16 protein-coding genes are annotated in these 21,153 nt (G+C 63.9%); 10 read left to right on the forward strand and 6 right to left on the reverse strand.

The window, feature by feature from the left end; all coding sequences use genetic code 11:
- Window positions 1–15: 15 nt before the first annotated feature.
- From BC363_RS17080 to BC363_RS17100, 4 genes are all read left to right on the forward strand, one after another.
- Entirely contained in the window at window positions 16–4,452 is a 4,437-nt protein-coding gene (locus tag BC363_RS17080) for a strawberry notch family protein (protein ID WP_065783735.1), read from the forward strand.
- A gap of 5 nt (window positions 4,453–4,457) precedes the next feature.
- Entirely contained in the window at window positions 4,458–5,495 is a 1,038-nt protein-coding gene (locus tag BC363_RS17085; protein ID WP_065783736.1) for a toprim domain-containing protein, read from the forward strand.
- A gap of 323 nt (window positions 5,496–5,818) precedes the next feature.
- The gene (locus tag BC363_RS17095) at window positions 5,819–6,760 is read left to right on the forward strand and encodes a DUF2493 domain-containing protein (RefSeq protein WP_065783738.1); all 942 of its coding nucleotides are present in this window, start codon (window positions 5,819–5,821) and stop codon (window positions 6,758–6,760) included.
- Window positions 6,761–6,866: 106 nt separating this feature from the next.
- The gene (locus BC363_RS17100; RefSeq protein ID WP_065783739.1) at window positions 6,867–7,496 is read left to right on the forward strand and encodes a plasmid pRiA4b ORF-3 family protein; all 630 of its coding nucleotides are present in this window, start codon (window positions 6,867–6,869) and stop codon (window positions 7,494–7,496) included.
- Window positions 7,497–7,605: 109 nt separating this feature from the next.
- Here BC363_RS17100 and BC363_RS17105 read toward each other — a convergent pair whose 3' ends face one another.
- Window positions 7,606–8,010, reverse strand: coding sequence for a type II toxin-antitoxin system VapC family toxin (locus tag BC363_RS17105; RefSeq protein ID WP_065783741.1), 405 nt, complete (start codon window positions 8,008–8,010; stop codon window positions 7,606–7,608).
- Entirely contained in the window at window positions 8,007–8,267 is a 261-nt protein-coding gene (locus BC363_RS17110) for an AbrB/MazE/SpoVT family DNA-binding domain-containing protein (RefSeq protein WP_014763670.1), read from the reverse strand. The genes BC363_RS17105 and BC363_RS17110 overlap by 4 nt, the downstream gene beginning before the upstream one ends.
- Before the next feature lie 818 nt (window positions 8,268–9,085).
- Between BC363_RS17110 and BC363_RS17115 the strand changes: the two genes are divergently transcribed.
- A complete protein-coding gene (locus tag BC363_RS17115; protein WP_014857684.1) occupies window positions 9,086–9,409 on the forward strand; it encodes a DUF736 family protein in 324 nt (107 codons plus the stop codon).
- A gap of 347 nt (window positions 9,410–9,756) precedes the next feature.
- Window positions 9,757–9,924: a hypothetical protein gene (locus tag BC363_RS35490; protein ID WP_202618579.1), complete on the forward strand. Its 168-nt coding sequence runs from the start codon at window positions 9,757–9,759 to the stop codon at window positions 9,922–9,924.
- Window positions 9,925–10,045: 121 nt separating this feature from the next.
- Here the strand turns inward: BC363_RS35490 and BC363_RS17120 are convergent, their stop codons facing one another.
- Window positions 10,046–10,315: a WGR domain-containing protein gene (locus tag BC363_RS17120; protein WP_065783750.1), complete on the reverse strand. Its 270-nt coding sequence runs from the start codon at window positions 10,313–10,315 to the stop codon at window positions 10,046–10,048.
- A 346-nt stretch (window positions 10,316–10,661) separates the two neighbouring features.
- Here BC363_RS17120 and BC363_RS35980 point away from each other — a divergent pair, with 346 nt between their 5' ends.
- Window positions 10,662–11,057, forward strand: a complete 396-nt coding sequence (locus tag BC363_RS35980; RefSeq protein WP_244519899.1) for a hypothetical protein — start codon at window positions 10,662–10,664, stop codon at window positions 11,055–11,057.
- Between the two features lie 31 nt (window positions 11,058–11,088).
- Here BC363_RS35980 and traG read toward each other — a convergent pair whose 3' ends face one another.
- From traG to BC363_RS17140, 3 genes are read right to left on the reverse strand one after another with little or no spacing between them, the layout of a single operon-like run.
- Window positions 11,089–13,008 carry a Ti-type conjugative transfer system protein TraG gene (gene traG, locus BC363_RS17130; protein ID WP_065783755.1) on the reverse strand — a complete coding sequence of 640 codons (1,920 nt, stop codon included), beginning with the start codon at window positions 13,006–13,008 and terminating at the stop codon, window positions 11,089–11,091.
- Window positions 13,008–13,241 (reverse strand): conjugal transfer protein TraD, encoded by a 234-nt coding sequence (locus BC363_RS17135; RefSeq protein WP_065783758.1) that lies wholly within the window; start codon window positions 13,239–13,241, stop codon window positions 13,008–13,010. Before BC363_RS17135 ends, traG begins: the two co-directional genes overlap by 1 nt.
- Window positions 13,231–13,515: a TraC family protein gene (locus BC363_RS17140; protein WP_065783760.1), complete on the reverse strand. Its 285-nt coding sequence runs from the start codon at window positions 13,513–13,515 to the stop codon at window positions 13,231–13,233. Before BC363_RS17140 ends, BC363_RS17135 begins: the two co-directional genes overlap by 11 nt.
- A gap of 222 nt (window positions 13,516–13,737) precedes the next feature.
- Here BC363_RS17140 and traA point away from each other — a divergent pair, with 222 nt between their 5' ends.
- From traA to BC363_RS17155, 3 genes are read left to right on the forward strand one after another with little or no spacing between them, the layout of a single operon-like run.
- Window positions 13,738–18,357 (forward strand): Ti-type conjugative transfer relaxase TraA, encoded by a 4,620-nt coding sequence (gene traA, locus BC363_RS17145; protein WP_065783807.1) that lies wholly within the window; start codon window positions 13,738–13,740, stop codon window positions 18,355–18,357.
- A 29-nt stretch (window positions 18,358–18,386) separates the two neighbouring features.
- Window positions 18,387–18,656, forward strand: coding sequence for a hypothetical protein (locus BC363_RS17150; RefSeq protein ID WP_065783762.1), 270 nt, complete (start codon window positions 18,387–18,389; stop codon window positions 18,654–18,656).
- A 2-nt stretch (window positions 18,657–18,658) separates the two neighbouring features.
- Entirely contained in the window at window positions 18,659–21,139 is a 2,481-nt protein-coding gene (locus tag BC363_RS17155; protein ID WP_065783763.1) for a zeta toxin family protein, read from the forward strand.
- Window positions 21,140–21,153 lie beyond the last annotated feature (14 nt).

Genomic DNA, 21,153 nt, shown 5'->3' on the forward strand with positions numbered 1-21,153 from the left:
TCGGCAGGGTTTGCCATGAACGTCATCTCTTCTCACGCTGCGAGCGCGGCCGCCACCTCGCTTGCTTCCGCCGATCGCACCGGCCGCGCTGGCAACATTCTCCTTGCCGGTCATCAGCTTTTGCCGTTTCTCGAACGGGGCCAGTCCATCGGCGCAGCCGATCTTCGCGCTATCCTCACCAATGTCTTCGGCGGCTCGGACGCCGAAGGCTTCTGGGCATGGAAGGATGCCTATGAGGCGACCGAGGTCGCGCAGGTCCTGTTCCTGCGCAAGTTCGGCGCTGCGATTTCCGCCCGCGCGAACGCGCCTCAGGCGGCGCTGACGATGTTGAACAGGGTCGTGGGCCTGATCCCGACCCACACACGGCGTTCGGAGGAGAGCCAGCAGCTCCAGCAGTTTTCCACGCCGCTGCCGCTTGGCTATATCGCGGCTCGCGCAGCAGGCATCATGGCGGACGATGCCGTGCTCGAACCGTCGGCCGGAACCGGCCTGATGGCGATCTTCGCCGAACTTGCCCGCGCGCGTCTGTCCGTTAACGAATACGCCGCAGTCCGCCACTCGCTCCTGGAGCAACTTTTCTTAGGCTCGGCGGTATCGCAGCACGACGCCGCCCACATCGATGATTATCTCGACCGTTCGGTTCGCCCGACGGTCGTCTTGATGAACCCGCCGTTTTCCGCCGGTGTTCATGTCGAAGGCCGGATAGTCGACGCCGCATGGCGTCATCTCGCTTCCGCCTTCGCGCGGCTTGCCCCCGGCGGCCGGCTCGTGGCGATCACCGGCTCCAGCCTGTCTCCCGACAATCCTAAATGGCGTGACGCCTTCGTCCGTCTGCAGGACCGCGGAACGGTTCTGTTCAGCGCCGCGATCGATGGTTCTGTCTATGCCCGGCACGGCACGACGATGGAAACCCGCCTGACGGTGATCGACAAGATTGCCGCCGCCGATCCCACGAGCCTCATCGCCTCGCATGGCGTCGCTCCCGATACGGAAACGTTGCTTTCATGGATCGCCGGTCTTCCGCCCCGCTCGTCCTCGACCGCGCCGAACTCGATCGGCGCACTTTCCAACGGCATCCTGCGGGCCTGCGCGGCGAAGATGGCCGCACGCAAGGCCGCCGACACGTTGCGTCCCGCGGCGGTGATCGCCCCGGCAAGCCGGACATCGCCCGCTATCCGTGCTGAGCGACCCGTATCTCTGCCGGCGGTCCATATCGACGACGAGGTTGTTGCGCTCGACTATGAACTGCGTGACGCGGCGCCGAACGTCCGCGTCGACGTCGCCGACGGCATTTACGAGCCCTATCGCTTGCTGGCGATCCATATCCCGGATGCAAAGCCCCATCCGGACAAGCTGGTCGAATCCGTCGCCATGGCATCGGTCGCGCCGCCGAAGCCGAGCTATCGGCCGCAGCTGCCGAAGCGCATCATCACCGGCGGCGATCTGTCCGACGCCCAGCTCGAAAGCGTGATCTATGCCGGGGAGGCTCATTCCGGCTATCTCGCTGGCCATTGGTCCGTTGATGCCACCTTCGACAATCTCAAGGCCGTCGCGCCTGAAAACGAAGGCGCTGTCCGCTTTCGCCGCGGCTGGTTTCTCGGTGACGGCACGGGTGCGGGCAAGGGCCGTCAGGCCGCCGGTATCATCTTGGACAACTGGCTCCAGGGCCGCCGGCGCCACCTGTGGATCTCGAAATCCGAGACCCTGATCGAGGACGCGCAGCGCGACTGGAACGCGCTCGGGCAGGAAAAACTGCTTGTCACGCCTCTGTCGCGCTTCCGGCAGGGCAAGCCGATCAAGCTCGACGAGGGGATCCTCTTCGTCACCTTCGCGACGTTGCGCACCGACGAGCGCGAAGGCAAGCGGTCGCGCGTCCAGCAGATCGTCGATTGGCTTGGAGATGACTTTGATGGCGTCATCATCTTCGACGAGGGTCATGCCATGGCCAACGCAGCCGGCGGCAAGTCGGAGCGTGGCGAAAAGGCCGCCTCGCAACAGGGCCGCGCCGGTCTGCGGCTGCAGCGCGCTCTGCCCGACGCCCGCGTCGTCTATGTCTCCGCAACCGGCGCGTCTGAAGTGGAGTCGCTCGCCTATGCCGAACGCCTTGGCCTTTGGGGCGGCGCCGACTTTCCCTTTTCGACCCGATCGGAGTTCATCGCGGCGATCGAAGACGGCGGAGTGGCGACCATGGAAGTGCTGGCGCGCGATCTCAAGGCGATGGGGCTCTACACTTCCCGGTCCCTGTCCTTCGAGGGCGTGGAGTACGACATCCTCGAGCACGAGCTGACCGAGGAACAGGTTCGCATTTACGATTCCTATGCCGAGGCCTTCCAGGTCATTCACAACAATCTCAATGAGGCGCTCGAAGCCTCCGGCATCGTCAGCAACAGCACCACGCGTAACAAAAATGCCAAAGCCGCCGCCCGGTCCGCCTTCGAGAGCTCGAAACAGCGCTTCTTCAATCATCTGTTGACCTCGATGAAAACGCCAGCCTTGATCAGCGCAACGACCAAGGATCTGGAGGAGGGCCATGCGGCGATCGTCCAGATCATCTCCACTGGCCAATCACTCACCGAACGCCGGCTCGCGGAAATCCCGACCGAGGAGTGGGGCGATATTCAGGTCGACATCACGCCACGCGAGATCGTCGCGGAATATCTCAACCATTCCTTCCCGACCCAGCTCTTCGAGGAATATTCCGACGCCGAAGGCAATCTCCTCTCGCGGCCCGTCTATGACGCCGACGGCAACCCTGTTCTGTGCCGGGAAGCCGTCGCCCGCCGGGATGCGTTGCTTGAACGGCTCGGCAGTCTGCCGGCGATCCCGACCGCGCTCGACCAGATCGTTCAGCATTTCGGCAGTAGACAAGTCGCTGAGATCACCGGGCGCACGCGTCGCATCGTTCGCAGCGACGATGGCGGCACGATCGCCCGCTTCGCCGTCGAGAGCCGGCCGGGCAGCGCCAATCTCGACGAGACACGCGCCTTCATGGACGACGAAAAGCCGATCCTGATCTTCTCCGAAGCTGGCGGCACGGGACGGTCCTACCATGCCGATCTCGGCGCGAAGAACCAACGCCCCCGCCTGCACAATCTTCTCGAGGCCGGCTGGCGGGCCGACGTGGCGATCCAGGGCCTCGGCCGCAGCCATCGCACCAACCAGGCGCAGCCTCCGCGCTTCCGGATGATCGCCACCAACGTCAAGGCGGAACGGCGTTTCCTGTCGACCATCGCCCGGCGTCTCGACACGCTCGGTGCGATCACCAGGGGTCAGCGCCAGACCGGTGGACAGGGCATGTTCAGGAGCGAGGACAATCTGGAATCCCAGTACGCCCGCGATGCGCTCAGGCAGTTCTACAAGCTCATCCACCGCGGTGGCGTCCCCGGTTGCTCGCTGGAGAAATTCGAGGCGATCACCGGGCTTTCGTTGACCGCCGAGGAAGGTGGCCTCAAGGATGAGTTGCCGCCGATCCACACCTTCCTCAACCGCATGCTGGCGCTGACGGTTGCCATGCAGAACCTGTTATTCGATGCCTTCGAACAGTTCCTGTCTGCCCGGATCGAGGGCGCGATCGCCGCCGGAGTCTACGACAAGGGCCTGGAGACGCTGACAGCGGACCGTATGACGGTGAAGGCCAGGCAACTCGTCTATACCCATCCGGTCACAGGCGCTGAGACGCATCTCTTGACGATCGAGCGCATGGATCGCAACCAGCCGATGTTGCTTGCCGACGCCCTTAGCCTTGTGGCGCGTGACGCACGTGCCAGGCTGATGGTGAACGGCAAGTCCGGCCGCCCGGCCGTGCAGGTCCCGACCCGTTCGGTCATGCTCGACGACGGCTCGGTCCAGCCCCGCGTCGCGCTCATCCGTCCGATGGACGAAATCCGTTTCGAGGTTCGCCAGCTCGACGAAACCAACTGGGAGGAAGCGGACGAGCAAACCTTCTCCGCCGCATGGGATGCCGAAGTCGCCAATCTTCCGGAGTTTTCGATCTCGACCATGCATGTCGTCTCCGGCCTCCTGCTGCCAATCTGGAAATTGCTGCCGCAGGATTTTTGCCGGGTCTATCGGCTGGAGACCGGCGAGGGAGAGAGGATTGTCGGCCGTCTGATCTCTTCGGAGGGTCTCGCCCGGCTGTGCCGGAATTTCGGGCTCGATCAGACGGAGGTTATCAGCGCCGCCCAAATCTGGGAATCGCTGCTCGGCGGCGCCTCGGTGGTCGCCCTTGCCGGCAATATGACATTGCGACGGGTTCGGGTGATGAACGACTATCGTGTCGAACTCAATGGCTTCACCGACGGGATGCGCGACAGGCTCAGGTCCATGGGGCTGTTTTCCGAGATGATCGCCTGGAAGGTCCGGTTCTTCATCCCGGCCTCGGATGACGGACAGGCGGTCCTGTCACGCCTCCTCGAACGACATCGCGTCGTCGATGTCGCCGGCCGGAGCTGACCGTCATGTTGTCTGCTTCACAGCTGGCGGATCGTCTGGCGCGCGACGCCGAGGCGGTTTGCCGTCACTACCTCTCTGCCGGCCGCCGGGCCGGCAATTACTGGATCGTTGGCGACGTCGCCAACAGTAAGGGCAAGTCGCTCTATGTCCATCTCTCCGGCCCGCGTGCCGGGCGGTGGACGGATGCAGCAACCTCTCAATATGGCGACCTGCTCGACCTCGTTCGAGAGACCTGCGGGTTGGTGGACTTCCGTGATGTGGCGGACGAGGCGCGCCGTTTCCTGAACGAACCGCAGTCCATCCCGGTGTCGTCCCGCAGGGACGACGCCCAAACCGATCCGCCGGTCGATAGACCGGCAGCCGAGCGCGCCCGACGCCTGTTCCGGATGACCGAGCCGCTCCTCGGTACGCTCGCCGATAGCTATCTGCGCCAGCGCGGCATCCTTCGCGCCTCTTGGCATCCTGCGCTCCGCTTCCACCCGTCCTGCTACTATCGGGATCTCGCGATTGGCCGGACGAACAGCTGTCCGGCCTTGATCGCGGCAGTGACCGACTGCTCTGGCGTCATCACCGGCGTCCATCGCACCTGGCTCGACCCGGCGGGCGATGGCAAGGCGAAGATTGACGATCCCCGCCGCGCGCTCGGTGGGCTGCTCGGAAACGCCGTGCGCTTCCGTTTTCCCCTCCATGGCCCCGTACCGGTCATGGCCGCAGGCGAAGGGCTGGAAAGCATCTTGTCGCTCGCGCATGTGATGCCCGGCATGCCGATGGTCTCAGCACTGACCGCTAATCACCTTGCCGCTTTCCGGCTGCCCGATGGTTGCCAGCGCCTCTACATCGCTGCTGACGCGGATGCCGCCGGCCGGCACGGCATCGGGGGATTGAGCCGCCGCGCGCAGGCGCTTGGGATCCTGCCGCTCGTGCTTTCCCCCGAACTTGGCGACTTCAACGAGGACCTGCGCCGGCGCGGGCCGCAGCGGCTCATCGTGCATCTCAGGGCCCAGCTCGCGCCGGAAGATGTTCTGGCCTTCCTGCCCGCATGATCGGGCAGGCTGGGGAAGGCGAGGGGCGCGGCGTAGCGGGAAAGGCTGGTCTCCGGCCGCTCGCCGTTCGGGTGGCGCGCCTGCGGGCCTGCCGAGAGGCGACCCTTACCACACGGCGGTCGGGCCTTCAGCGGGTCAGTCAGGTTTCTTCCCCTGCCGAACCGCGGAGCGGTCCGTCATTCCTCGCGGGTAAGAAACCTTCCTTCCGCCGCCCGGCGCTGCGCTGGGCAGCTTCGCTAGGCTCGCGGTTCCGGCCCGCCGCCGCATGGACAGGGATCGCCGTCAGGCCGCGAGAGGCGCGGCCCAAACCGACGGAGACCATCATGAACCTTGTCCTTCCCATCGACGACGCCTTCGAGCCCCACCACGCCTCTTCCCCGACCGACCGCTTCATCTACGAGATGCAGATCTACGGCCATCGCCCCTTCCAGGACGAACCAGACCCGCGGCCACTGCCCGAGGAGCCGGTCGTCCAGTCGGCGCTGACCGCGATGTTCGACGCTCTGTTCGAAATGCTCGGCGACACGCGGCTGGAGCCTGATCTCGAAGATCTGCTCTGGTCGACGGTCAACCTCTTCCATCGTGCCGGCGAGCGCATCCAGCGGGAACTGCAGCGCAACGAGGATGGGCAGCGCAATGGCCAGCGTGAGCAGGACGGCTCGGAGGTGAAGAGCGTCGAGCTGGAGCGCCTTGTCGCCGAAGGCATCACGCTTCTTGAGCGCCGCAACGCCTTCGAGTTCATGCGCGACCATGCGGCCGACATGTTTGAAGCCCAGACCGGATCGGCATGGCGGCCGCGGACGGGCTCCAAGGTCAGCCACGCCAACATGACCGCGGCGATGATCGACTCGAGAGACTTCCTGTCCGCCCGCCGCCGCGCCGAAACCGAGGTGCTGATCCCGGCAGGGACCAAGATCGCCTTTGGCGGCGGCATCGACTACAACGACCATGAACGGATCTGGACGAAACTCGATCAGGCTTTCGCCAAACATCCCGACATGGTCCTGCTGCACGGCGGCTCGCCAAAGGGAGCAGAACGCATCGCCGCCTGCTGGGCCGAGGCGCGCAAGGTGACGCAGATCGCCTTCAAACCGAACTGGACGAAGCACGCCAAGGCAGCACCCTTCCGCCGCAACGACGACATGCTTTCGGTCATGCCGGCCGGCGTCATCCTTTTTCCCGGCTCAGGCATCACCGGCAATCTCGCAGACAAAGCCCGCCGGCTCGGTATTCCGGTCTGGCAGGCGGCAGGGGAGGGCGCGTGACAGACTGTGTCATGACGCCATGCGGGTTCTACCGTATGGCGTTCTCCCGACTATGGAGGCCGGCTTCGCTTGACCTTCCCCGATCCATGCTGTTCACACTTGCGGCATGTTCAAAGCCATCAACACAGTACAGATTCATGTTTCACTCGACGAGATCGAGCCGGAGGTCTGGCGCCGGCTGGTATTGCCATCGCACTGGACGCTTGAGCAACTGCATCTTGCCGTTCAGGCCGCCTTCAACTGGTGGAACTATCACCTTCATGAATTCCGGATCGGCGGCTTGCGCTACGGCGGCGTGGAGCTGTTGACCGAGGATGCCTCCGACGACGATCCTCGTGTCTTCGATTTTCGTGAGGTTCGCCTTCGCGACTTCGAGTACGGAGCCACTTTTAGCTACCTTTACGACTTCGGGGATAGCTGGCACCATTCTGTGATAATCGAGGAGTTCAAGGCCCTCGATGTCACGCCCAAGTACGGGACCTGCATTGATGGAGCGCGTGCCCGGCCGCCCGAAGATGTGGGCGGTGTGCCCGGCTATGAGCGCTTTCTGGAAATCATGTCGGACAAAGAGGACCCCGAACACGGAGATACCAAACGTTGGTGTGGTGGGCATTTCGATCCCGAATGGTTCGATCTCGCGGTCGTGGACAAGGATGTGCGCAACGCACTGCGCGCTAACGTGAAGCGTCGGCTGTATCAGCCAAAGCCGAAGCGCAGCGAACCGAAGACAGCATAAAGCAACGCCACGGCCCGGTGTCCCACACCACTGCGCCGTTAGCACTCAACCTTGACGATCGATGACGATGTCGCGGATTACTCCTGTGCGGCCCCCAATCAGCCAGGGCTCAAAGCGACCAGTCTTCCACACGCAGGTTCTCAACCCTGTTGAACTCGCCGACATTGTTGGTGACGAGTATCAGTCCGCGGGCTTTCGCCTGTCCTGCGATCAGGACGTCATAGGGGCCGATGGGCGTCCCCTTCGCGGCAAGGGCCGCCCGGATTTCGCCCGCGACAAAGGCATCGTTCTGGTCAAAGTCGAGGATCGGAAAATCCGCCATCAACAAACGCAAGGTTTCGAGGTTGTGTTGGACCTTCGCGCTCTTCTGCGCTCCAAAATAGAGTTCATACGCGACGATCGACGGCAGGCCGATACTGCCGTGAGGGCTATGGAGTACGCGGCTGATCAATTCATCCGATTTGCGGCCGATGAGGGCAATGACGGCGTTGGTGTCGAGAAGATGCGAGATCACTGAAATACCGCGTCAAGCTCCGGCCGATCCTGTTGTTCCGGCTGCTCGCGCCCGCTCTCCATGAAGTCTTCACTCATGCCGCGAGCCAGCGCTGCCTTCAGCGACGACCACGGTTCGCCCGCCTCGACATGCGGTCGGAGAATGAGAGCATCGCCCTCCTGCGTGATCTCCACGCGCTCGACGTTGAAGCGGAATTCTTTCGGCAGGCGGACGGCCTGCGAGTTTCCGGACTGGAATACCCGTGCAAGATGGGGCATGGTCGCCTCCGTTCTGTATCTACCTAGGTGTATATACGGCCTTTCGGCCCTCAGTTCAAGAAGGGCAGGACACCTGATCGCATCCGGTGGGTCCGCCGGACCAGGCCTATTCCGCCGGCGGTCCGACTCAACGAAGCCCGGGGTGCAGGCTTCGCGCCTGAAGGCGTGACGATCCTTGCGCGGAGACAGCCGTGCCATTCTGGTGAGCCAAAGCGCCGACGAAGCCGGCCCCGATTGCTCGAAGCCGCCCGCGTGCCGAGGGCGGGTTTGCTGTTGAACACCGACGGCTCGGATGGCCGACTGGTGGCGGGCGGATGGGCCAAAGGTCGCGCGTCCCGACGCCGGCGGTCAGCCATTGCGTCTGGTATTGCCGCAGGGTCTGCAGGCGGCAAGACGATTGCCGCATCGATTTCACAGCCGACGACGGATGATACGGGCAGCGGATGATGTTTCATCGCTTGCGCGCCGGCGGGACACGAGCGAGAAGCACGGCGCTGACCGGCATGGCGGCGAAGCGTTCAGGAGTGCGCGGCCGATATCCCGCAGCGCTGGACCGGGCGGCCAGGATGGTTTCGCGGCCTTCAGTTGCCCCGAACCATTCCCGTTTTATGTCGCTCGTATAGACGACCGCCTGCTCTGGCGGCCAACCCCTGAAGGGGTAAGACTCGCCCGAAATTTTTGCAAAATTCGATTTCGGTTCTTTTGTCGTGGCGGAAAATAGAATTTTGCAAAAATTTCGGACGAGCTGACCGCAGCAGGTCGGCCGTCTCTTCGTGCGCCATCGGGAATGGTCCCGAGCAACCGAAGGAAACAGAACCATGGCCACCACGATCGCAACCCTGACGCAGAAGACCGATGGCATCCTCGAAGGCGTCTTCGCCACCATCCGGGTCAACGCCCCGATCGCAATCGTCCCGAACGCAAGCAAGTCGAGCGAAGAAGCCCCCGACTACCGCGTTATCCACCGCAAGACCGGCTTCGAGATCGGTGCGGGTTGGAACCGCATCGCCCGCCAGACCGGCGAGGAATACCTCTCGGTCAAGCTGGAGGCCCCCGAGATCGGCGTGATCTTCGGCAATCTCGCACCGGCACCCGGCGGCGATCCGAGCAAGAAGGTGATCCTCTGGAACAATCCGAACTGAGCGGCAAGCGAGCGGCCCCGAGCGATCGGGGCCGGCTTCGCCGTTTTCGAGCTGATCGTTGCGGGGAGCATCGGGAGCGAAAGCGGGCATCGAGCCCGCTTTCGCTCCTCCCGTCGTGCCCCACGAGACCAAGGACTATCTGCTCAGATACCCGAGTCTGCCGCGAGGCTCGTGCCGCCTCAAGGACTTCGCGGCCCCGCCAATTTTCAGCCGCCGCCCTGAAGGGCGCCGTCAGAAAATCGGTTCCTCCGCTCGCCGGCTCCGCCGGTCGCTGGCGCGATCCTTGACCCGGCCCGATCCTCACGACCCCGGGCGTCATCTTTCACATCATTCAGGAGATGACGACGATGACGATTGCACTCGAAATTCAGGTTGAACAACTGCGCGCCGAACTGGCCAATGCCGATCCGGCCGAACGCCGCCAGATCGAAGCGGAGCTGGAGATCGCTCATGCCGAACTGGCGGTAGCGATCGCCGAACAGGTGGGCACCATCGACGCCGCGCCGCCCTTCTGAGGGACGGCCTTTGCCGTCTCGCCTGGGCCGACACGCCGGATCGACCGGCGCGCCGGCCCGAAGCTCCGCTTCGTACCATGATCACCGGCAGGGGTCAGGAACGCTCACCGGCCGGCAGCCTTCAGGCCATGAGGTTACGTCGGACATTTGCGTTCGGTCTATAGCCGCGCGCCCGTTTCGACCGCAGCAGTTCGAGGAACATGCGGACGGCATCCTCCTCCCTGTCGAAGTGATGCACCATGGCCTGTCCGGCTGTCCCGATGCGTCCCCATCGCCGCGTCAGGCAGGGCGTGCCGAACAGCGTCGGTTCGATCGCGAGCGCGTAGAAGCGCGCCATATTTCTCGTCGCGTCCGTGCGTTCGATATAGAGCTGATAGGGCTGACTGAGCATGGCGGAAGAATCGCTCGTTCGGGCTTTTGCGTCCAACGACACTTGTGAATCGGTCGGCCCCCTCTGATTCATTTTCGTGATCGATCGTCGAAGCTGAGAAATGTGGATTTAGCGAGCCGGCCGATGGCCGGCCGGGTGCTATTCGCTTCGCTCACGGAGCCCGCAAACGGTCTCCGCCTCCGGTCACGCCCCCTCTCGCGGGAGGCTGCGGCCCGATTTACCGCCGGCAGCATTGTGAGAAGGATCCTTGCATCTGCTCGTTATGTGGATGGATGTTCTTGCGTCGATCCGGCCTCGCAGCTAGACTCTCAGGAAACTGATAGTTTCTTGCCGCGGGGAGCCGGTCATGTCGACAGAGCCTCAAGGTGCTGAACACGAAACCGGCGTGCCGAGCCGAAGCCGCGCTTCCCGTGCGCTCCGGTTCATCGTCCGGCTTCCTTTCGTCATCGCCTTCGGCGTCGTCAGGGCGGCGGTTTACAGCGCGTGGTATCTTGCCTTCTTCATCCTCTGCATGTTCCGTCCGTTCACCGGCTTCATGATGCTGACAGCGATCGTCATGGTGCCAATGTCAATCGTCGTCTACGCCCATCCCGACGCAGCCAACGGCATGCCCTTCTGGGCCTTCGGTCTGATGGCGCTCGGGCTCGTTGCCTTTGCGATCGGTTATACGATCTTCCTCGACTGGTTCACGCCACCCGGCGCAACGGATCCGTTCGCCCGCTATCGCCGTTCTGATCGATAGGGACTTTTCCGGGGACGACACTTGCGACCCCTCACGGGATCGCCTTGACGAAGCGGTTGGCCTTCGCCTCCTCCTTCATGTCCTTCCGCCGGAAGTAGATCGCCCGGCCGCATCGGATGGGGCTATGGCCCTGGACGATGATGATCTGCTCGTCCTTGCGCATCGACTGGGTGATTTCGTGCGGCATGATCAGCGGCCGGCGCTGGAAGTTGACGGTCTCGGATTTCCGCGATGCATTGCTCTTCGTGTCCCAGCCGATGTTGCGGGAACTGCCCTTCACCTCGACCGTCATCTCGCCGCATTGCGCCGAGACGTTGCGCGCCGTGTCGAGCGCCTTGATGGCGGCATAGGAGGCGAAGGCGCAACCATCGATCCACGACGTCGCGCCATCCTTCCCGAAATGCCGCTCCAGTTGCCCGACCGACTGGTACATCAGCATCATGGAGATGCCGTATTTGCGGCCGCGGTCGCGCGTCTCCTCCAGCACCCGCATGTAGCCGAGGAGATCGACCTCATCGAGCATGAACAGCGACCGGCGCAGGAATGCGCCGTCAGCCTGCATCATGGCGTTGATCAGCGAACCGATGATCACCCGGCCGATGCCCGGATAGGAGCGCAGGATCGATGCCGGGATGTTGAGGAAGACATCCTTCCTGCCCGAGACGATGTCACTCGATTTGAACGCATTGCCGCAGACGAGTGCCGCATAGCTGTCGAGCGACAGCCACTGCGTATCCTTCGATGCCGTCGAATAGACGCCGCTGAAGGTCTGCTCGGTCATGTTGGTGAAGACGCCAAGCGTTTCCCGTATGAAGACCGAGGCGGAATGCTCCTGAATGTCGCGGAGCATGGCGAGCACCGAGGGCTCAGGCTCCGAAACGATCTGGCGGAGACTGCGCAAGGTCCGCCGTCCCTCATATTCCGGTGAGAGCATCACATGGGCAAGCAGACCGGTCAGGAGATTGTGGGCCTGGTTCTGGAAGTAGGAGCCGGTCGAGCTTTCGAAGCGCACGCTCTCCGACAGCAGCATATGGGCTATGCCAACGATGTCCTCTTCCTTTTGCTTCGACGTCTCGATCCCGTCGAGCACATTGAAGCCCATAATCGGGTTTGTCGGATCGAGCACCATGACCTCGCGCCCAAGGATACGGGTTCGGTGCTCGACCACCATGGGTGCCACCTCGGTCGAGGGATCAAGGCAGATCAGCGGCCCGCTGTAGCGCAGCGCCGTCGGCACCACGTTGCTCGTGGTCTTGTATCCACCCGACCCGGCAAAAAACAGCATGTGGGTGGAATCGAAGTCCTGTTTGTAGGTGAGCAACGGCGCCCTGCCGCCCTGTCCCCAGGTCGCCGGATCGTTCGGATCGAAGGGCAGTTGGTGGACAATTTCCTTGTCGACCCGGTAGCGCTCACCGACGGCGATTTCGCCATCCGGCGGAAACAGTTTTGCCGCAGCAGACATCGAAAGCCAGTCCGCGTCCCCGAAGGTTCCGCGCTTGGCGCGCGTCACCGGCTCGGGCACGATGGTCGAGATGCGCGCGCCCACCGCCACCGCCATGAAGCCCGCGAGCGCGCTGATGACGGCGACGAAATCCAGATAGGAGAGCGCCCCGCTCCATGTGACCGTGCCGCTCTCTACGGACGGGGCGAGCCGGCCGAATTCGCGTAGCGCGTAGAAGCCGGTCACCGCCAAAAAGCACATGAGGCTGGCCATCGCCACCGGCCTTCGCCGGTGCAATGGCAAAGCCCACACACTCAATAGCCCCGCGAGCGGTCCGAACAAAAGCGCCGGCACAGGTGCGGCCCGCAGAAACCAATAGGCCGACTTGCCTGACATGCCAGTGGCCAGTTCCTGCCACCGCCAGCCGACCACATAGGCGGCGAAAGCAGTGACAGTGAGCGGCACCAGAACGAGCAACAGGCTCGGATGCTGTTTGACTGGGCGGCTCATTACTCAGCCGCCTCCGCGATGCGCCGGGATCCGCCATCGACCGTGGGCATCTTGAACGCCTCCTCGCCGATATCGCGCATGCGCCGATATTCCGATGAGCCCGGGGCGATCCTTGCCAGTTCGAGAAAACCGCCGAGCAGGAATGCCCGGTCGGCCTTCGAAAGACCCGCCCTGACGACGATGCCGCCAAGCAGAAATTTCTCGCGCGCTTCGTGCTTCCGGTCAGCTGTCATGAGAAACCTCCGCCGTCGTTCCAGTGCCGACAGTTGGCGGTCGACGCGCCGGAGCAGTTGCGCCGGCCCCCTTTTTCTCCCCTTTCCGAAATCGCGCGGCGATCTCCTCGACGAGGCGATCGACCTCCTCGTCGAAGATTTCCATTTCCGCCAGTCCCGATTTTATCGCGGCCCGCGCAAAGCGCTCGGCGGACTTGGCGATCATCGCACGTCTGCGCTCGCGCAGCTTCTCGATCTGCGAGTCTATGTCGGTGATCGATGATTTTGCAGCCATTCCAGAGTCCTTTCCTGTCGGTGCAATCTGAACGTTGGCGATCATACTATCTATTTTCTGATAGTAAAATAGGCTAAGTTGCGTTATCCCGAAAACCTCGCGGCCGGAATTCCGGCGATGTCCGTCTTCCGGAGAAGCGGCATCGGCCTTGTCAGGCCGATCGGTTTGAGGGGCGCAATATACGTCGCTGGCGCGACGTGCTTGAAAGGTTCGGAGACGTCAGTGGCGATCATGTTCGTCAGAGCGCAGGTGATCAGCAGGGGAGCGGGACGCAGCATCGTCTCGGCCGCCGCCTATCGCCATCGCGCCCGGATGATGGACGAGCAGGCCGGCACGTCCTTCAGCTATCGTGGTGGATCGCGGGAACTGGTGCATGAGGAGCTGGCGCTGCCGGATCAGGTCCCGGCCTGGCTGAAGACGGCAATCGCAGGGCAATCCGTCGCCAAGACCAGCGAGGCGCTCTGGAATGCGCTCGATGCCTTCGAGACGCGGGGCGACGCGCAGCTTGCCCGCGAGCTGATCATCGCCCTGCCGGAAGAGCTGACGCGGGCGGAGAACATCGCGCTTGTCCGCGAGTTCGTCCGAGACAGTTTCACGTCGAAGGGAATGGTGGCCGACTGGGTCTATCACGACAAGGACGGCAATCCGCACATCCATCTGATGACCACGCTGCGTCCCCTGACCGAGGAGGGATTCGGGCCGAAGAAGGTTCCCGTTTTGGGCGAAGATGGCGAGCCGCTCCGCGTCGTCACCCCGGACCGGCCGAACGGCAAGATCGTCTACAAGCTCTGGGCCGGCGACAAGGAAACCATGAAGGCCTGGAAGATCGCCTGGGCGGAAACGGCAAACCGTCACCTGGCGCTGGCCGGTCATGAGATCCGCCTCGACGGACGTTCCTACGCCGAACAGGGACTCGACGGGATCGCACAAAAACATCTCGGGCCGGAAAAGGCGGCGCTTGCCCGCAAGGGCGTCGAGATGTATTTCGCGCCGGCCGATCTCGCCCGCCGGCAAGAGATGGCCGACCGGCTGCTGGCGGAGCCGGAGCTTCTCCTAAAGCAGCTCGGCAACGAACGCTCCACTTTCGATGAGAAGGATATCGCCAAGGCGCTGCATCGCTATGTCGGCGATCCCGTCGATTTCGCCAATATTCGCGCGCAGTTGATGGCGTCGGACGACCTGGTCACGCTCAGGCCGCAGCAGCTTGACGCTGAGACCGGCAAGCCGTCGGAACCGGCGGTGTTCACCACGCGAGACATCCTGCGCATTGAATATGACATGGCGCTATCGGCTGCGGTTCTGTCGGAGCGCAAGGGTTTTGGTGTCTCTCAGCCCCAAGTCGCGGCAGCTGTCCAAAGCATCGAAACGGCCGATCCGGCAAAACCCCTCAAGCTTGATGTCGAACAGGTCGACGCTGTCAATCATGTCACGGGTAACAACGCCATCGCTGCCGTTGTCGGTCTGGCCGGCGCCGGCAAGTCGACGCTGCTTGCCGCCGCGCGCGTCGCTTGGGAAAGTGACGGCCGGCGGGTGATCGGCGCCGCACTTGCCGGCAAGGCGGCCGAGGGGTTGGAAGACAGTTCCGGCATCCGATCGCGCACACTCGCATCCTGGGAGCTCGCTTGGGCCGGCGGGCGCGAGACGCTCCACCGCGGCGACGTGCTTGTCGTCGACGAGGCCGGCATGGTGTCCTCGCAGCAGATGGCCCGCGTCCTGAAGGCCGTGGAGGACGCAGGCGCGAAAGCCGTGCTGGTCGGCGACGCCATGCAGCTTCAGCCGATCCAGGCCGGTGCCGCCTTCCGGGCGATTTCGGAGCGTGTCGGCTTTGCGGAACTTGCGGGTGTTCGGCGCCAGCGCGATGAGTGGGCACGCGAGGCCTCACGGCTTTTCGCCCGCGGCAAGGTGGAAGAGGCGCTCGACGCCTATGCCTCGCATGGCCGTCTCGTCGAGGCGCAAACGCGCGAGGAAATTATCGATCGTATCATTTCCGATTGGACCGACGCCCGCAAACAAGCGATCGAGCAGTCCGTCTCCCGCGGAAATGGAGGCCGGCTTGGCGGCGACGAGCTTATCGTTCTTGCCCACACCAATGACGACGTCCGTGAGCTGAACGAGGCGCTGCGCAAGGTGATGACCGATGATGGCGCGCTGAGCGACGGACGCACATTCCAGACAGCGCGGGGAACCCGGGAGTTTGCCGTCGGCGATCGGATCATCTTCCTGGAGAACGCCCGCTTTCTTGAGCTGCGCGTCAAAAATCTCGGGCCGCAATACGTCAAGAACGGCATGCTGGGCACGGTCGTTTCCACCGGCGACAAACGGGGCGATCCGTTGTTGTCGGTGCGTCTCGACAATGGCCGCGACGTCGTCATCAGCGAGGCCAGCTATCGCAATGTCGATCACGGCTATGCCGCGACGATACACAAGTCTCAAGGGTCGACCGTCGACCGGACCTTCGTGCTCGCCACCGGTATGATGGACCAGCATCTGACCTATGTGGCGATGACCCGGCATCGCGACCACGCCGATCTCTATGCGGCGAAAGAAGACTTCGAGGCGAAGCCGGAATGGGGTCGCAAGACGCGCGTCGATCATGCCGCCGGCGTCACCGGCGAACTGGTGGAAGAAGGAATGGCGAAGTTCCGGCCCGATGACGACGACGCGAAGGAAAGCCCCTATGCCGATATCAGGACGGACGACGGAACGGTTCATCGTCTCTGGGGTGTGAGCCTGCCAAAGGCGCTCGAGGACGCCGGCGTTTCGCAAGGAGATACGGTGATGCTCCGAAAGGACGGTGTCGAGAAGGTCAAGGTGGAGGTTCCCGTCGTCGATGAGGAGACCGGTCAAAAGCGTTTCGAGGAACGGGAAGTCGACCGGAACGTCTGGACGGCGAAGCAGCTCGAAACCGCCGAGACCCGCCAGGAGCGGATCGAGCGCGAGCGCCATCGGCCAGAACTGTTCAAGCAGCTTGTCGAGCGACTCGAACGATCCGGCGCCAAGACCACGACGCTCGATTTCGAGAGCGAGGCCGGCTACCGGGCGCATGCACAGGATTTTGCGCGCCGGCGCGGCATCGACATGCTTGCCGAGGTCGCGGCCGGTATGGAGGAGGGTGTTTCCCGGCGGCTGGCCCGGATTGCGGAAAAGCGCGAGCAGGTGGCGAAGCTCTGGGAGAGGGCGAGCGTGGCGCTCGGCTTCGCGATCGAACGGGAGCGGCGCGTTTCCTACAGCGAGGATCGGGCGGAATCGCTCGCCGAGGAAACCCCAATCGGTCGGCGTTATCTGATCCCGCCGGCCACGCAGTTTGCCCGAAGCGTCGATGAGGACGCACGCCGCGCCCAGCTTTCCTCGCCGCGGTGGAAGGAGCGGGAGGACATCCTTCGGCCGCTGCTCACAAAAATCTATCGCGATCCGGATGCTGCCCTGTCGGTGCTGAATGCGCTCGCCTCGGACGTGGGCATCGAACCGCGCGGGCTGGCTGACGATCTCGCGAATGCGCCGGAGCGGCTTGGCCGCCTGCGGGGTTCCGACCTAATGATTGACGGCCGCGCGGCGCGCGACGAACGCGACACTGCCATGGCGGCGTTCAAGGACTTGCTGCCGCTCGCCCGCGCGCACGCGATTGAGTTTCGCCGGAATGCCGACCGGTTCCGCGAGCGCGAGCAGACGCGCCGTGCCTATATGTCGTTGTCGATCCCGGCGATCTCGAAACAGGCCATGGCACGTCTTGTCGAAATCGAGGCGGTGCGCAGCCGAGGTGGCGACGACGCCTGGAAGACCGCCTTTGCTTTTGCCACCGAGGATCGCTCGCTCGTGCAGGAGGTGAAGGCTGTGAGCGATGCGCTGACCGCCCGTTTCGGCTGGAGCGCCTTCACCAGGAAAGCCGATGCGATTGCCGAGCGCAACGTCACCGAGCGCATGCCGGAGGATCTCACGGATGAACGGCGTGTGAAGCCGACGCGGCTCTTCGAGGCCGTGCGGCGCTTTGCCGAGGAGCAGCATCTTGCCGAGAGGAAGGACCGGTCGAAGATCGTTGCTGGCGCGAGCGTTGAACTCGGGAAGGAGAAAATGGCCGTGCTGCCGATGCTCGCTGCGGTGACGGAGTTTAAGACGCCGGCGGATGATGAAGCGCGCCCGCGAGCGCTAGCCACCCAGCACTATCGCCACCATCGTGCTGCTCTTGCCGAGACCGCCACGCGCATCTGGCGCGATCCGGCCGGCGCCGTGGACAGGATAGAAGATCTGACCGTCAAGGGCTTTGCGGTCGAGCGGATCGCAGCCGCTGTGGCCAACGAGCCGGCGGCCTACGGGGCGCTCCGCGGCTCCGATCGTCTGATGGACCGGATGCTCGCCGCCGGCAGGGAACGCAAGGAGGCGCTGCAAGCCGTGCCGGAAGCATCCGTCCGACTGCGCTCGCTTGGCGCGGCTTATATCAGCGCCTTCGATGCCGAGCGCCAGTCCGTCATGGAAGAACGACGCCGCATGGCGGTTGCCATTCCCGGATTGTCGCAGGCCGCCGAAGACGCGCTGCGGCAATTGGCAGTCCAGATGAAAAAGAAAGACAGCAAGCTCGACGTCGCCGCCGGTTCACTCGATCCGCGCATCGCCCAGGAGTTCGCGGCGGTCAGCCGGGCGCTCGACGAGCGCTTCGGCCGCAACGCCATCCTGCGCGGCGAGAAGGACGTCATCAATCGCGTACCGCCGGCGCAGCGTCGCGCCTTTGAGGCAATGCACGAGCGGCTGAAGGTCCTGCAGCAGACCGTCCGCATGCAGGCAAGCCAGCAAATCATATCGGAGCGTCAACAGCGCATCATCAACCGTGCGCGCGGCGTCACCTATTGAGAACTCTGAAGAAACGAAAGGAAAAAACCATGGCCGAACAGGAAATCCCATACGACGCGATCATCCGTACCGAGATCGCCATCAAGATCCTCAATCAGGCCCGGGCGATCGTCACGGCGCGCGTCTTTGAACTTGAAGAGCAGGATCCTGCCGCTGCGGAGCGGTTGCGCGGGCGACGCCGCGAACTCCTCAATCTCCAGGAGCGTCTCGGGGCCGATGCGCCCGATGCGGTCGAAGATGTGATCGCGGTCTGGGGACCGCGTGTCAGCGACGAAGTCCGCTTCTGGGCGGAGTTCTGACCATGGCGGACGAGGCATCCGGACTGCTCTCACTGGCAAGAAATGAGAGCATTTTCCGAACCGACATTTTGCGCGACTATCTGCCCGACAACATTGGAAGGGCGGAACGACCGCGCCTCATCCTGCTCGGCGGCCAACCGGGTGCGGGCAAGACGGCCGTCCTGACGGCGAGCCAGAACGAGCTTGCGCGGTCCGGGCCGACAATCCGCATCGTCGGCGACGATCTGCGGCCCTACCATCCGCAATACCTGGCGTTCCAGCGGCAGGATCCGGAGACCGCCTCCCGCTACACCCAGATGGATGCGGGACGTTGGACGGAGAAGCTCCTGGCCGCGGCGACCGAGCGTCAGGTCAACGTCGTCTTCGAGACCACGATGCGCACGCCGGAGAACGTCGCCCGGGTGATCCGCACAGCGCGCGATGCGGGATATGCGGTGGAGGTGCGCGCTGTCGCAGTCAACCCGCGCCTGAGCTGGCAGGGCGCTCATCATCGGTTCGAGGAAATGCTGCATGCCGGATTGGCAGCACGCATTCCGCCACAGCACGTTCACGATGCGGCGGTCGACGGGCTTCGCGTCAGACTGGAAAAGCTCGAAGGCGAGGGGTTGGTCGATCGGATACAACTGCGGACCCGAACTGGTGCGATCATCTACGACAATGAGCTCCGCGACGGGCAATGGTCGTATGCTCCCCGCAGCCGGCTGGCCTTGGAACGCGAGCAGACCCGGCCCATGACGCGGGGCGAGTTGCAGCGTTTCGCGGACGACTGGAACCATGTACTGGCTCGCATGGAAGAACGGCGGGCGCCCGACAACCGCGTCGCCGACCTCAAGACGCGTGCCGCAGACGATGTGCGCTACCTGCTCGCGCAGCGTCGCGAGGCGGATGGAACCGAAAGGCAGCGCCGGGGACGGACAATCCTTCAAAGTCCCGCTGACGGTCACCGGCAGTTCGTGGAGCTCTATGATAACGCGGTGCGTGACGCCGAGCGTCGGCCGATCGGCAATGTCGAAGCGCATGCGGTCGGGCGGCTCGCTCAGACCTACATGGCGCTGCGCCTGGTCGAGGCGGCGCGAGACCTCGGGCTGCTGCCGGAGGACGGGAAGATCGTCGCGACGCGGGCGATCGTGCGGGACAAGCAGGGAGCCCGAGAATTCCCTGCGGCGCATCGGATGCCGGCGGATCTTTCCGTCGAAACGGCGGACGGGAGCCGCCGCCGGCTGACGGAACATTTTGCCGTAGAGCTCAATCGCGTGGCGATCGACCGTGACGTGTTCAGCCCGACCGATCGCATGTCGCGTCTCGCCAACGTCGCGGATTCCTGGACAGAGGCCGCCGGCATGCGCAATACGCTCGTTCGGGCGGCAAATGGCGTAGCCAGTGGCAGCATGTCCGCCGACCAGGTGATGTCAAAGATCGTGGAGCCGGGTTATGCGGCCGCGATCGCGACAGCCCGGCACCGGCTCGAGCGCAACATGGCGCTTGCCGAACGTGCGGCCATCGCGACCGCCATCGTAGACGTGAACGGAGTACAGTTTCGTGGCGTGCGGGAGGATCCGCGACTTCGGACCGCAGATATCGAGAACCGCGCTCGCGCCAAGTCTATGATGGAGGCAGCCCTGGCGGAAACCGCGCTGCATGACCGTCTCGAGCCGGAAGGGCGGCGAGCTGCGGGTGCGTTTGTGCAGGGCATCGCGGAGAACGAACGGAAGCTGGCCCTTGGGATGGACCATCGGTTGGGTCGGGATCGCGCTCCGGGCCTTGGCACAGCCCTCGTCCCGGCCAGGCATTTGCCGGACCTCACGGAACCCGAAATCGGTGAGCGGCTGCAACGCCCCTCACGGCTGGCGGACAAGCGCGCCCAGATGGCGAACCTGTGGCGGCTGGTGTTCGGCAACAGCAAGGCAGTATCGGCGTCGCTGCAGCGTATCAGCGATGGACGCAGCGGCGTGGCCGCCGGCGCCGATGTGCGTGAGGGCAGGCTTGGAGAGATGGCCGGGGAGGGGAGGCGATGGCTTCGCGGGGCCAGCCCGCAGCGGCAGGCGGCGGGGGCCCACGCGCCGAAGCTCGCTGCGGCATTGGCCGATTATGGCCTCGCGATGGAGTTCGAGCGACACCAGATCGTGTCGCAGCATCGCGAGGAACAGGCAAGGCAACGGGTGGAGGTTCCGCGGCCGTCGGCGCGGCTATCGGACGTGCTCGGGGCAGAAAACACCGAACCGGCCCGCCGGCTTAATGCGGAGCCAGGGCTGCGCCGGGAGCTTGAATCCCTGTTCCTCGCGATCAGCAAACGGCTTTCTCCCGGCGAAAAAGCGGATCTGAAGGGCGGGAATGTCGCCAGGATGGCATCGTCTCTCGGAATCAGCCAGGAGCAGGGCGTCTCGCTGCGAGATATCCACGAGCGTGCGAGTGCACTGCAAGACAGGGCGCTGCGACAGAACCGCGAATGTTCGCGGGGAAGTCAACTTGACATTCGGCGCTGACCGTCAGGCAGGCA

It is taken from the genome of Ensifer sp. LC384 (assembly GCF_001695865.1).
GTDB lineage: Bacteria > Pseudomonadota > Alphaproteobacteria > Rhizobiales > Rhizobiaceae > Ensifer.